The following is a 12,753-nucleotide window of genomic DNA, read 5'->3' as shown; positions in this document are numbered from 1 at the left end:
CTCCTAGAATCGAGCGGACCGGCATTTTTGCATGGCACAGCCGGACAGAGTGATACCCGTCACCTATGCTTGGGTCATGGAACAGCGAACGTTACAAGCCCAGTTGGATGCGTTGGCCGAAACCGCCCGCCCTGCGGGTGTTGAAATTGCCACGCTGACCCAGTACGACATCCCCACCCTCGCAGTCCTCACCCTGGATGCCTACGGGGAGCCCACCACGCCAGAAAATCTCCTGGAAACCTCCGAAGAACTACGCCTCACCTTCGAAGGAGCTTTCGGCGAAACCACCGAAGACTCATTCGTTGGCGCATGGGATGGAGGAAGCCTCGTCGGAGCGATCCTGGTCGTCAAAGAATCCCCGTGGGACGATGCACCCGACGGCCCCTTCGTCACCGACCTCGTCGTAGACCCTGAATATCGCAGGAGAGGAATCGCCACCGCCCTCGTCAACGAGGTCGCCCAACGCTGTCAAGCCTGGGGATACGACAACCTTTCACTCCGCCTCGACGCCAGCCACGGGGACGCTTCCAAGCTCTACAACATGCTGGGCTTTGAGGAAGTAGACGGTTAACTCCTACCGCCAGCGCAAAGCTAGCCCCCCACACACAGAAGTGGCCACCGCTACCCCAGCGGCACTCCCTTGCGGTAGGCGCGACCTTACCGTTGGCACGACGGACACCAAAAGAGGCGCCGATTCTGCATGAGTGCTTCGCGCACGAGCGTGCCACAACGAAGGCAGGGGCGCCCGGTGCGATGGTAGACGTACCAGCGTGACGCTTCCTCATCGCCTTCAATCGGCGGGTTGGGAGCCTCATCAGGGTCCATGGTCTCTAACCTGCCCGCAGCCAAACCACGATTCATCAGGTCACAGATCAGCACCCAAAGCTCGCGCAGGCGCTTGACGGAGATGTTCGCGCCCTTGCGGTAGGGAGATATTCCCGCCAAGAAAAGGGCGTCAGCTCGATAGATATTGCCAACTCCAGCGATAATCGACTGGTCCATGACAATCTCGCCAATATTGCGTTTCTTCGCGTGGGCCACGGAAGCGAAACGCTCCATCGCCTCAGTGTCGTCTCGAGCCCCCTCATCTAAGGGATCGGGCCCAAGTCTGGCTTCAACAGTTTCGCGTTCCTCATCTGAAATGAGTTCACAGCGATTAGGGCCGACCAGGTCTGCCACAGCGTGATCGTTGTAGAAACGCAGGCGTACCTGGCCGACCGGTTCTGGAGGTTCCCACGTGCCAGCCTCAGCCTGACCATAGCCTTCGCCCCAGCGAGTCTCCGAGTGCCCATCCCACTGTCCTTTAGGCACAGGAGCAATGCGGTGGACCACGCCATGGCCCTCATCGACCAGAGTTTCATCGCCGTTAAAACGCCACCAGCCGTACAGTCCCAGGTGGACGTGCACCCAGTCTTGGGGCCAAGAACCCGCCGCATCCGCAGGCACAAAACCAATGAACATGTGTTTGCCGTGGACTCGGACACGTTCCACAATCATGCCGTCGAGGCGCTCGGTCGCTCGGGCAAAACGCCCTTGCGGGGACGAGGCCGAAACCTCACCCCCAACGAAGAGCTCATTCAAAGTTCCAGCGAGCCGCCGGACTGCATCTCCTTCAGGCATATCACTTAGGAATGACGACGTTGACCAGGCTGGGCACCCGCACGATCACCTTGAGAGGATCGCGTCCCTCCAGAGCCTTAACGATGGGGCCCTGAGCCAACGCCATTTCACGTAGCTCGTCCTCGCCAATGGAGGGAGCAACATCCATGCGCGCACGCAGTTTGCCATTGACCTGAATGATGGCTGTCACCGATTCTTCGACCAGTAATGACTCATCCTCAACTACTGGGAAAGGTTCGCGCGCCAGCGACGTCTGATGCCCCAGACGCATCCACAATTCCTCACAGATGTGAGGGGCTACCGGGGACAGCATGAGCACCAGGGCTTCAATGGCTTCGCGTGGCACGGCATCAAGCTGCGTCAAGTGGTTATTGAGCACAATGAGTTTAGAGATCGCCGTGTTGATTCGCAGATTCTCATACTCAACCGTTGCGTCAGCAATAGTGCGTGCCACCAGACGCTTCGTTTCGAGGTCTGCTGGCTCATCCACAATGGTCAGTTCGCCGGTTTCTTCGTCCACAGTATTGCGCCACAGTCGCTGCAAGAAACGCTGCGAGCCAACAACTGCGCGCGTATCCCAAGGTCGGGATACATCCAGGGGACCCATGCTCATCTCATACACACGGAACACATCTGCCCCGTATGCGTCATACATTTCGTCCGGAGTGACAATGTTCTTCAGGGACTTGCCCATCTTGCCGTACTCGCGGGTCACAGGCTCACCCTGCCAGGTAAAACCAGACTGCTCGTCACCCTCAACCTCGTCGGCCGGTACGTACTGTCCGCGCGCATCCTTGTACGCGTAAGCCTGGACGTAGCCCTGGTTAAAGAGCGTGTGGTAGGGCTCAGCGTCGGGCACGTGGCCGAGGTCGAAGAGCACCTTTTGCCAAAAACGCGAGTACAGGAGGTGGAGCACAGCGTGCTCCACGCCGCCGACGTACAGGTCCGTACCGCCGGTGGGCTTGCCTTCGCGCGGCCCCATCCAATAGTCAAGGTTTTCGGCAGATGCCAAGGCCTGAGAATTCGTTGGGTCCGTGTAGCGCATCTCGTACCAGCACGATCCTGCCCACTGCGGCATCGTGTTTGTTTCGCGACGGTACTTCTTGAGGCCATCGCCTAGATCCAGCTCCACATTGACCCACTCTTGGGCGCGGCCCAAGGGAGCCTCGGGCTCAGTGTTGGCATCGTCAGGCTCGAAGCTGCGCGGCGAATAGTCTGTGACTTCGGGCAGCTCGATCGGCAGCATCTCTTCTGGCACAGCGTGGGGCAGGCCGTCCTCATCCCAAACGATGGGGAAAGGCTCACCCCAGTAGCGCTGGCGTGAGAACAGCCAGTCACGCAGACGGTAGGTGACGGTGCGGTAGCCCAGCCCCTTGGATTCGAGCCATTGCGTCATCTTTGCTTTGGCTTCGTCCTTGCCTAAGCCATTCAAACTCACCTCGTCATTAGATGAATCTACGGCCACGCCATCACCGGTGTAAGCCGACTCACCTAGATCGTGGCTGCAGGGGTCGTCAGCTGGACCAATGGTGCGAATAATGTCGAGTTCGTACTTGCGGGCGAACTCCCAGTCGCGGTCATCGTGAGCCGGAACAGCCATAATCGCGCCCGTACCGTATCCCCACAGCACATAGTCAGCAACAAAGATCGGAACCTGGCGGCCATTGACCGGATCAATACCGAAGAGGCCGGTAAAGACACCCGTCTTGGCACGTTCCTCGTCAATACGTTCAGCATCGGTTTTGGATGCCGCTTGTGCGCGGTAGGCAGCAACTGCTGCACGAGGCGTCCTTGCGCCGTCGGTCCATGCATCCTTGGTGCCTTCGGGCCACGAATCGGGCACAGTCAGTGCGGCTTCGTCTGCCCCGTCTCCTACAGTGGCGCCACCCAGAATCGGATGTTCGGGAGCAACCACCATGAAAGTGGCGCCGAAAAGAGTATCCGGGCGGGTCGTGTAGACCTCAAGTGAGGTCTGCGATGCTCCAGCGTCTGTGGCCGCGGGAACCTCAAAGCGCACGGTGGCGCCCTCGGAACGCCCAATCCAGTTGCGCTGCATGGAACGCACCTTGTCTGGCCAGTCGATGGTGTCAAGGTCATCAGCTAGGCGCTTGCCGTAGGCGGTGATCCGCATCATCCACTGACGCAGGTTGCGTGTGAATACCGGGTAATTTCCGCGCTCGGAACGCCCCTCGGCGGTCACTTCCTCGTTGGCGAGCACAGTTCCCAGTCCGGGGCACCAATTCACCGGAGCTTCGGAGACATACGCCAGCCGGTAGGAGTCAACGGCTTTGGCTTTTTCAACCTCGTCCAGGTCACTCCACTTGCGTCCGTCTTCGAGCTCGACCTCGCCAGATTCGAGCTTGGCTCGCAATTCGCTAATGGGCCGGGCGGCACCAATAGAGCCGTCGGGCGCGGTAGCCTGCGGGTCGAACCATGAGTTGAAGATCTGCAGGAAAATCCACTGCGTCCAATGCACATAGTCGGTGTCCGTGGTGGAAAAGGACCTGCGTGAATCATGGGAGAGCCCCAGGCGGCGCAGCTGCCTGCGCATATTCGCGATGTTCTCGTCAGTAGTGATTCGTGGATGCTGGCCGGTCTGCACAGCGTATTGCTCGGCAGGCAAACCAAAAGCGTCATACCCCATCGTGTACAGGACGTTGTCGCCCTTCATGCGGCGGAAACGCGCCAAGGTGTCGGTGGCGATGTATCCCAGGGGGTGGCCAACGTGCAGGCCTTTTCCTGACGGGTAAGGGAACATGTCGAGGAGGAAGAAAGGAGGCTGATTGGCCAGTGGGCCAGCAAGGTCACCCTCGGGGTTGTCGGCGTGGAATGTTCCCTGTTCGTCCCATCGATCCTGCCACTGGGTTTCGATCTGCTGGGCGAGCTGCGCGGTGTATCGCTGCGCAGGCTCGGTTCCCGGAGTCTCAGCCATCGGGTTTCTCCCCTTTAATTCGACGATTCAAAGCCTCATCAAGAATAGGCCATCGGCGCTGCGCCGCGCCGCCACCAGCCACTAGTCGGATCGCATGCGGTGAGTGACAATGAACCCATGAGCACTGTTTTTACCAAGATCATCTCAGGCGAGTGGGCAGGCCGATTCGTATGGGCCGACGACATTTGCGTTGCTTTTGCCACCATCGAGCCCACCTCCCCCGGCCATGTCCTGGTTGTTCCGCGCGAGGAATACGACAAGTGGACCGAAGCTCCCAGTGATGTTGCTGCCCACCTCATGAAGGTTGCGCGCACGATTGGTCTGGCGCAAGAAACGGCTTTCAACGTGCCAAGGTCAGGACTTGCTATTGCCGGATTCGAGGTACCTCACACGCACCTGCACGTCATTCCCTTGCGCGATGAAACAGACATTTTGCTGTCCAAGGCTGCCAAGGCCGGTAATGAAGAACTCGATGAGGCAATGACGATTCTGCGTGAACAACTCATCGCCTCGGGGCACCGGGCACACGTTCCCGCGTCAATGAGCTCGCCCGCCCTGGGCTAATCGCTGCCCGCTACTGCGGTTGAGGTGCCGAGTCTTCGTCCACCAAGACTTGTATTGCCGCTAACTGTTCTGGGCTCAGACACACGCTTTCGCCCTCGTTGCCGTTTCTAGTCACGAGGACGAAAGTGTCTCCCGACGAGGAACGATCCTGAATCTGCACTTTGGTATCGAGCAGCAGGCCCGCCTCTTCGAGGTCGCGCAGCACCTGCGGATGGGCATCAGAAATACGGGCAACGAGGGCACGCCTGCCCACAGCTAGGCTGCCCAGGGGAACAACTTGAAGGCTGGTCACTGATCCGTCCTCACGCGGGATTGGGTCTCCATGAGGGTCGCGAGTCGGGTAGCCCAACGCCCGGTCAAGGTGTTTGAGGAGGCGATCGGACACCGCGTGCTCAAGAATTTCAGCCTCTTCGTGCACCTCATCCCAATCGAAGTCCAACTCTTCATGCAGGTAGGTTTCTAGGATTCTGTGGCGTCGAATCATACCGACGGCGACCTCGTGCCCTCGGTCAGTCAAATGCACTTTCTGGTAGGGCTCATGGAAGACCAACCCCTGGTCTTTGAGACGGCGCACATTTTCCGATGCGGTGGAGGCAACAACCCCAGCCTTAGCTGCCAATTCGTTGATTGAAACCCCCACTGCCCCGGCTTCCTGGGCTGCCCAAATGATCTTGAGATAGTCCTGTGTGACAGGGGTCTGCCAACCTTGTGACAGGGCGTCCATCAGTCGTCGATACCCAGGTCGCGGCGCAGTCGGGCAACGTGGCCCGTGGCTTTGACATTGTATTGGGCCAGCTCAACCGTGCCGTCTTTGGCAACAACAACGGTGGAACGGATGATACCCACGTAGGTGCGCCCGTAGTTTTTCTTTTCGCCCCATGCTCCCCATTCTTGGAGGATTTCGTGGTCGGGGTCCGAAACTAGGGGGAAGTTCAAAGACTCTTTGTCCGCGAACTTTTCTAGCACCGACTTCGAGTCGGCGCTGACGCCCACGACCTCGTATCCAGCGGAACGAAGCGAGTTGAGGCTGTCGCGAAAATCGCAGGCTTCTTTCGTGCACCCTGGGGTTGAGGCTTTGGGGTAAAAGTAGACGACGACCCCCTTTTGACTCTTGTCCAGAAGGTCGGCTAGCGAAAGCGAGCCAGAAGTTGAGTCGGCGGTGAAGGAGGGGGCCGGGGTACCGGTGGTCAGCTGAGTCATGGACACAGTCTAAGAAGACAACGTCCTTTGCGCAGTCTTGACCGTCGTATGCTTGCTCCTGATTGCCCCCAGCATGATGCGAATGGAGATCTTTGTGATCGAGTCTTATCCGATTCTGACCCTTGTCCCGCCGATCCTGGCGATTGCGCTGGTGATCGGAACCAAGAAAGTCATCCCTTCCCTTGCTGCAGGTGTGGTTGCAGCAGCCTTCCTGGTCGCAGACGGCGCCATTGTGGAGACAGTCAAAAAGGTGTGGGCTGCTTTCTCCCAGATTTTCTGGAGCGAGGGCGCCCCAAACTCCTACTACATCCTCATCCTGGTATTCCTGCTGACCTTGGGCATCATCACGTCGCTGGTACTCATGTCAGGTGGCACCCAGGCCTTCTCAGAATGGGCGATGACGAAGATCAAGTCGCGCCGCGGCGCCCAAGTTTTGGCCGCCGCACTGGGTACGGCCATCTTCGTTGACGACTACTTCAACGCCTTGGCGGTAGGCCAGGTGGCCCGGCCAGTGTCAGATCGCCAACGGGTCTCACGAGCCAAACTTGCCTACCTGATTGATTCCAGCTCAGCTCCGGTTGCAGTCCTGGCCCCCTTTTCGTCCTGGGGTGCGTCGATTATTGGCATTATGGGGCCGATCGTTGCTGCCGTCGGTATCCAAGTGTCTGATGCTGGGGCTTTCCTGCGCTCAGCCGGAATGAACTACTACGCCATCGCAGCTCTACTGCTGCTGTGGATCACCGTGGTTTTTGAGATTGACTTTGGTGCGATGCGACGCGAAGAAACACGTGCGGTCTCGCGCGGAGACCTATACGACCCGGAGGATCAGATTCCTGGCCAGCTCACCGATTCTCTGCCTCGCCACGAACCAGGGGCAATGCGTGCCCTCATCGTTCCCTTCGTCGTCCTCGTCGTTGGCGTCATAGCCGGCATTTTTCTCACCGGCTACCAGGCGTCGGGTTCAGCCAGTGTCCTGGACATGATGGCGAATACGGATGTGGCTCTGTCTTTGAACATTGGTGGTGCTGCCGGACTGGTTGTTGCGGCCTACTACTATTTCCGTTTCACTCATGCCGACCCCACGTTCGAAGCCAAAACCTTCGTCAAAGGAGTTTGGGAGGGTGCTCGTTCTATGCTTCCCGCAATCGAGATTCTGCTCTTCGCGTGGATGCTCGGATCGTTGATCTCTGAGCTCGGAACCGGAGACTATCTCGGTTCCCTAGTTGTTTCGGCAAATGTGTCAGCTCAATGGCTGGTGCCGCTACTGTTCTTGGTGGCTGGCGCAATGGCATTTTCTACCGGCACGTCGTGGGGGTCTTTCGGTATTCTACTGCCGATTGCCGGGGAGATCATGGGTGCGGTGCCCGAGGGCGCCCAGTGGTTGCTTCCATCCTTTGGAGCGGTGCTCGCCGGAGCCGTGTGGGGTGATCACTGCTCGCCTATTTCGGATACAACGATCCTGTCGAGTACGGGGGCGGGCTGCAATCACATCACTCACGTCAATACTCAGCTGCCCTACGCTCTTCTTGGTGCTACCGGCTCACTTCTGGGATACGTGGTGTTTTCAGCCACGGGGTCAGGCATCGGCGGCCTAGCCGTGATGATCGTGGTGACCTGCGCCTTAGCCGGCGTGATCGGGTGGAAGATGCCGCTAATTGACTCAGATCGTTCACTGGATGTCGGATCCATCACACCTGCTATCAGTCATTCAAACGACTAAGTACCTTCAACGCCGCCGATGTCTGTCTATACGAAGGATCGGGACCAAGCCAGTCGCCTCTATGCGATCGACTGGCGCCGCCAATGCACGCTTCTAGGTTCTCAAAAATCACGTTGGGCGGTTCCTCTGGTAGACGTGATGCTCTCAGCTCTAGTTCTCATAATTGCGGTGATTGACGCTGAGTTCCTCGTCAAGTTTGGTCCGCTTCCGACCTATGTGGCTAGCTTTATCCTCACCCTCATCATCGCTGTTGCTCAGTTCATTCGGCGCACAGCGGTTCGCACTTCATTCGTCATTACTGCATTGGCGCTGATCGCCTTGGGTATTCTATTAGCTGTTTCGCCGGTGCCTCTAGGTTTATCTCCGGTCTATCTCACAGCTCTGACGACCCTGCATGCAGTAATCCGTTGGGATGGAGCGAAGCAGTGGTGCAGAACGGCCGTCGCCCTCGCAATCCTCGGAAGCCTCGCGAATCCTCTCCTCCTCTTGCGTGTGTCACCTGCTTATTCAGCGCTGACAGGTCAGATGGCCGTGGACGGTTCTGGAGGCTGGCTTATCACTGTGCTGCTCGCCGCTGCTGTTTGTCTGCTTTCCGTGGCTTTGACTGCGATGGATGCCTCTGTTCGGCGCCGTCGCGTTCAAGACTGGCACCGTGAACTTGAACTGACAAAAGAGGCCGCTCGCCAAGCCACCGCCGCTGAAGAACGTCTCCGATTGGCTCGTGAACTACACGATCTGGTCGGCCACAGTTTGACTGCGATCAAAGTCCAGGCCGCATCCGCTCTGGTTGTTTCAAGCGAGGAGGACGCATCACCAGCGCTCAAACTCATTGAGGAGACAGCCGCATCTTCACTTCAAGAAGTCCGCGAACTCGTGCGGCTTTTACGCGGCGTTGGAGACATCGAACCGTCAGCAAGCCTGAGTGCTCTCAGAACGGAAGTCGATCGATTTCAATCGGTCGGACTGGCGTTGACTGCCCACATATTGGATTCAAATGAGATCACAATGGCTGACACACAATGGACACGGATGCAACGCCTCGCTGTCTTGCGCGCCACCCAAGAGGGGTTAACAAACGCGCTCAAACATGGCGACGGAACAGCCACTGTGCACGTCAGCATTGATACAGGGTGGTGCGTCATCTGCGTGACTAATCCTTTGCGTTCGGCTGCACTCACAACGGCAGCACAAGCAGGTACGGGATTGGACGGTTTACGTGAACGAATGCGATTGGTTGGCGGAGCGATGACAACAGAATTACGCCAAAATTCGACAATCCCCGTCTTCATATTGAAAGTACGAGTGCCTGTCTCCACCCAACCCTTAGACAGCATTTCAGCTAATTCCAGTCAAACAGAACACCAGAACAATGACGGTATTAACTAAATCAGCAACTCATGCGCCTTTGAATGACACACAACGATTGATCCGCATTCTCATCGTTGATGACCAAGAGCTTGTACGCAGCGGCTTCGAAATACTTCTCAATTCCCAACAGGACCTGCACGTCATCGCAAGCGCAGCTAACGGGGCTGAAGCGCTCGACATCATACGAACGCGCAGCACTGAGATCGACATGGTTCTACTCGACATACGGATGCCCGTCCTCGATGGTCTCGGTGTACTTCGCGCGGCCCGTAAAGAGCATGCATTGGCAGATCTCCCCTTCCTTATCCTGACAACTTTCGATGAAGAGCACCTCATCCTTGGCGCGCTGCGTGCGGGAGCTCGAGGCTTCTTACTCAAGGACGCGAGCCCTGCTGTACTTCTTGAAGCTGTACGTACGATCGCTGCAGGCGGCGCATGGCTGGACCCCGCTATTACGGGCACGGTCTTGTCTCACTTAGGGGATGCCCCGGATGCGGACTCGAATAATTTTGCTCATTCGCGCACTCCAGCAGAATCCGCCCCCACACATCACCAGCAATCATCACCAATAAACGATGCTCTTCATGAACCCTTGACTGATCGTGAGCGTGACGTCCTCAACCTGGTGTGCGAAGGACTGACGAATGTGGCTATTGGGCAACGGCTTTTCCTAGCAGAATCAACGATTAAAACACACGTCAAATCAATTCTAGGAAAAACTGGCTGTTCCAATCGTGTTGAACTGATTGTGCATGCTTATCGCACGAACCTCGTCGCTATACATTGAGCCTCCGCCTTAGGGAGGAGACGGATACTCTCAAGACGCAACATCGGGTACTCAAGGGGGATCCGCCCACCTTGAGTTATCAGACAAGCTGGGGCGTATGGATACCTCAGCAGTTTTAGGCAACTCCACTCTTACTGGACTTACCCTACGCAACATCACGTGTTCTTATGGTCGCCACACGGTTTTACATGCTTTGAATCTGACCGCCAAGCCGGGTCGAATTTATGCACTGCTTGGCCCCAATGGTGCTGGCAAATCAACGGCGTTATCAGTTGCCCTGGGCCTATTGAAACCCAAGACTGGTCACGTTGAGATTCTCGGGAAGCCCTGGAGCCGTACGGCTCTATCTCACGTGGGTGCTTCTATCAACGGTCCTGCACTTTTCCCCCAGTTATCTGCACGAGGCAACCTCCTTGTTCACTGCCAGCTCACAGGTACGGACCCAGATGTCATCGATCCTGTCTTGAACGTCGTCAACCTTTCAGGGGTTGGACGTAAGCGAGCCAAGAGTTTTTCCATGGGAATGCAGATGCGCTTAGCTCTAGCGATTGCCATGATCACCGACCCTGAGGTTTTAATTCTTGATGAGCCGCAGAATGGTCTCGACCCGCAGGGCATCATCGAGCTGAGAGACCTTTTGCGTTCTCTGGCTCAATCCGGAAAAACGGTTGTTGTCTCCAGTCACCAGCTTGGTGAGATGACCCGTATGGCCGATGACGTGGGCGTGCTTGTTGCAGGTCGTCTTGTTTATGAAGGCGCTCTTGATGGGTTGGCTGATCGGACAAGTTCAACAAGTTTGGAAGAGGCTTACCTTTCTCTTGTGTCGACAGCTGTCCCCCAGGAGGGTCTGAGGTGAAGAAGACTCGTCCACACGTCATACGCGCTGAACTTATTCGCCAACATCGTACTTTTACCTTGGGCGCTAGCCTTGTGAGCCTGGCGGTTACAGCATTTTGCATGTACATGGCAGCCGCAACCGTTGATAGTGGGCTCGCCTACGCTCAGGGACGCTGGAATGGCAACATCCTGGGTTGGTTGTCCTTTTATCCATTCGCGGTGTTGATCCCACTAGGGATGCTCATGGGAGCACTGTGCCAGTATCGCGAGCAACGCTGGCGCGAGGGCGGAACAGGATGGCGTAGCGTAAACCCCCAACGCGTTGTCTTAGCACGGATCGGTGTACTTACTCTGGGATCTTTCCTGTGCCAGCTCACGGTATTCTTTCCTATCCTCATTCAGTCTCTTGTCGTAGGTGAAGGTTTGGGGCCTGTCAACACATGGATGGCTCTTTTGTTTCTGTTCACACTTTCACAATCAGCAGGCGCAGCTTGGGGACTCTTATTCGCTCGTTTTGCCGGTGGAGCTAGTGTTGCAGTCGCCCCAGCCGTGGGTTTCATATGGTCGATGGCCGGTGCAATCCAAGCAGAAGGCGACTCATGGCTGGTTCAGCCGTGGGCGTGGCTACCACATTCTTTGCTTCCTTTACTGGGCGTACACGGCAACTCAATTAATCTTGAGCCCGGTGCGCAGGCGTGGACCTATCCGGTCTGGCCAGCCTTTCCTCTCACTGTCCTCATAGGCACGATCCCCGTGGTTGTTCTAGGTCTATTGGGCAATCTAACGAGTAGTAAACGCGAAGCTCTATCCAGAATAAAGAGCAATCCTTTACCTGATGAGCTGGTCACGAACGCAGTTAGTTCTAGCGACGCGAGACAACCTTCCATCCACAGAGAAGACATTCCTGTACGTCATCCTCGACGCCGGTGCTCTCTGGCCCTTATTCGGACACTTCCGTGGATTGTGTGGCTGTCGCTCAGCGTTGTACTCGTTGTCATCTTGACAACGATTAGGTTGACCTACTCCCCCAGCAGAGCGCTCGACGTACTCGGCCTCGTTGGAGTGCCAGTAGCGAGCTCCATTGTTGGAACTATGACTTGGCGTGCCGTCAGTGAACCCTGGCGCAGTCTGCTGACAAGAGACAGTCCAACACGCATGATCCTGGTACTGGTAGCGATTCCGTCTGGTGTACTCTCCCTCGTCTTCCTTGCAGCAGGGTTAGTAACTGGTTTCGATCAAATACCGTTGTCCTCAACCACAAATACGACTCCGTCATTCTCAGGAGTCCACATGCTATTGCTCCTGCCTTTCATTACCTGGATGCTCACCACTGTTTCGATGGCATTAACACAGCGATTCGGTATCGGGATTTCAGTTGCCGTAACTGTGGTGGGAGTACTTGATTCCCTCGTCATCGCAGGCAACGAAACGCTTTCATCCTATTTCTGGCGTTTAGCTCCCTGGGGCTGGGCCACCACCGCTGGAATGTACCCGAACTTGTGGCCCCAAATTGTCCTCTTGAGTGTCCTCGCAACCACTGTGGCATTGGGAATTCTCATAACAGGCTCCGGTAAAGCATCGACAATTCACGCCCAGTGACACCCAAGATTATGTACGCCACCCCTGTGTCGGAGCATCCGGTACGCGAGATGGGACTCGAACCCACACGTCAAAGACACTGGAACCTAAATCCAGCGCGTCTACCAATTCCGCCACTCGCGCGCC

11 protein-coding genes and 1 tRNA gene are annotated in these 12,753 nt (G+C 56.8%); 7 read left to right on the top strand and 5 right to left on the bottom strand.

Annotated features, from left to right (window positions below; translation table 11 throughout):
- The first annotated feature begins 76 nt into the window (after nt 1–76).
- Nucleotides 77–571: a GNAT family N-acetyltransferase gene (locus tag G439_RS0106245; RefSeq protein ID WP_026459463.1), complete on the top strand. Its 495-nt coding sequence runs from the start codon at nt 77–79 to the stop codon at nt 569–571.
- Between the two features lie 86 nt (nt 572–657).
- Here G439_RS0106245 and G439_RS0106240 read toward each other — a convergent pair whose 3' ends face one another.
- Both G439_RS0106240 and G439_RS0106235 read right to left on the bottom strand, forming a co-directional pair.
- Nucleotides 658–1,620 carry an Fpg/Nei family DNA glycosylase gene (locus G439_RS0106240; protein WP_022868329.1) on the bottom strand — a complete coding sequence of 321 codons (963 nt, stop codon included), beginning with the start codon at nt 1,618–1,620 and terminating at the stop codon, nt 658–660.
- Between the two features lies 1 nt (nt 1,621).
- A complete protein-coding gene (locus G439_RS0106235) occupies nt 1,622–4,552 on the bottom strand; it encodes a leucine--tRNA ligase (protein ID WP_022868328.1) in 2,931 nt (976 codons plus the stop codon).
- A 117-nt stretch (nt 4,553–4,669) separates the two neighbouring features.
- Here G439_RS0106235 and G439_RS0106230 point away from each other — a divergent pair, with 117 nt between their 5' ends.
- Nucleotides 4,670–5,116 (top strand): HIT family protein, encoded by a 447-nt coding sequence (locus tag G439_RS0106230; protein WP_022868327.1) that lies wholly within the window; start codon nt 4,670–4,672, stop codon nt 5,114–5,116.
- A gap of 10 nt (nt 5,117–5,126) precedes the next feature.
- Here the strand turns inward: G439_RS0106230 and G439_RS0106225 are convergent, their stop codons facing one another.
- On the bottom strand, nt 5,127–5,840 hold the full coding sequence (locus G439_RS0106225; protein ID WP_022868326.1) for a metal-dependent transcriptional regulator: 714 nt from the start codon (nt 5,838–5,840) through the stop codon (nt 5,127–5,129).
- The gene (bcp, locus tag G439_RS0106220; protein ID WP_022868325.1) at nt 5,840–6,316 is read right to left on the bottom strand and encodes a thioredoxin-dependent thiol peroxidase; all 477 of its coding nucleotides are present in this window, start codon (nt 6,314–6,316) and stop codon (nt 5,840–5,842) included. Before bcp ends, G439_RS0106225 begins: the two co-directional genes overlap by 1 nt.
- A gap of 82 nt (nt 6,317–6,398) precedes the next feature.
- On the opposite strand from bcp, the gene G439_RS11370 reads away from it, so the two are divergent.
- The 5 genes from G439_RS11370 (at nt 6,399) to G439_RS0106195 (ending at nt 12,627) form a co-directional block, all read left to right on the top strand.
- Nucleotides 6,399–8,036 carry a Na+/H+ antiporter NhaC family protein gene (locus tag G439_RS11370; protein ID WP_022868324.1) on the top strand — a complete coding sequence of 546 codons (1,638 nt, stop codon included), beginning with the start codon at nt 6,399–6,401 and terminating at the stop codon, nt 8,034–8,036.
- An 18-nt stretch (nt 8,037–8,054) separates the two neighbouring features.
- Nucleotides 8,055–9,422, top strand: coding sequence for a sensor histidine kinase (locus G439_RS11365; RefSeq protein WP_022868323.1), 1,368 nt, complete (start codon nt 8,055–8,057; stop codon nt 9,420–9,422).
- Nucleotides 9,423–9,441: 19 nt separating this feature from the next.
- On the top strand, nt 9,442–10,191 hold the full coding sequence (locus G439_RS0106205; RefSeq protein WP_026459462.1) for a response regulator transcription factor: 750 nt from the start codon (nt 9,442–9,444) through the stop codon (nt 10,189–10,191).
- 97 nt (nt 10,192–10,288) lie between these two features.
- The gene (locus G439_RS0106200; RefSeq protein WP_022868321.1) at nt 10,289–11,047 is read left to right on the top strand and encodes an ABC transporter ATP-binding protein; all 759 of its coding nucleotides are present in this window, start codon (nt 10,289–10,291) and stop codon (nt 11,045–11,047) included.
- Nucleotides 11,044–12,627, top strand: coding sequence for an ABC-2 family transporter permease (locus G439_RS0106195; protein ID WP_022868320.1), 1,584 nt, complete (start codon nt 11,044–11,046; stop codon nt 12,625–12,627). The genes G439_RS0106200 and G439_RS0106195 overlap by 4 nt, the downstream gene beginning before the upstream one ends.
- Before the next feature lie 42 nt (nt 12,628–12,669).
- On the opposite strand, the gene G439_RS0106190 is transcribed toward G439_RS0106195, so the two are convergent.
- A tRNA-Leu gene (locus G439_RS0106190) sits at nt 12,670–12,750 on the bottom strand.
- Between the last annotated feature and the right edge of the window lie 3 nt (nt 12,751–12,753).

It is taken from the genome of Schaalia vaccimaxillae DSM 15804, assembly GCF_000420425.1.
Taxonomy (GTDB): Bacteria; Actinomycetota; Actinomycetes; order Actinomycetales; family Actinomycetaceae; genus Pauljensenia; species Pauljensenia vaccimaxillae.
Note: the sequence above shows the minus strand (reverse complement) of the source record. Positions and strands in the feature narration are given on the sequence as shown.

Coding starts and splice junctions, on each gene's coding strand:
- G439_RS0106245 (WP_026459463.1), top strand. CDS start 77: ATGGAACAGCGAACGTTACAAGCCCAGTTGGATGCGTTGGCCGAAACC.
- G439_RS0106240 (WP_022868329.1), bottom strand. CDS start 1,620: ATGCCTGAAGGAGATGCAGTCCGGCGGCTCGCTGGAACTTTGAATGAG.
- G439_RS0106235 (WP_022868328.1), bottom strand. CDS start 4,552: ATGGCTGAGACTCCGGGAACCGAGCCTGCGCAGCGATACACCGCGCAG.
- G439_RS0106230 (WP_022868327.1), top strand. CDS start 4,670: ATGAGCACTGTTTTTACCAAGATCATCTCAGGCGAGTGGGCAGGCCGA.
- G439_RS0106225 (WP_022868326.1), bottom strand. CDS start 5,840: ATGGACGCCCTGTCACAAGGTTGGCAGACCCCTGTCACACAGGACTAT.
- bcp (WP_022868325.1), bottom strand. CDS start 6,316: ATGACTCAGCTGACCACCGGTACCCCGGCCCCCTCCTTCACCGCCGAC.
- G439_RS11370 (WP_022868324.1), top strand. CDS start 6,399: ATGGAGATCTTTGTGATCGAGTCTTATCCGATTCTGACCCTTGTCCCG.
- G439_RS11365 (WP_022868323.1), top strand. CDS start 8,055: ATGTCTGTCTATACGAAGGATCGGGACCAAGCCAGTCGCCTCTATGCG.
- G439_RS0106200 (WP_022868321.1), top strand. CDS start 10,289: ATGGATACCTCAGCAGTTTTAGGCAACTCCACTCTTACTGGACTTACC.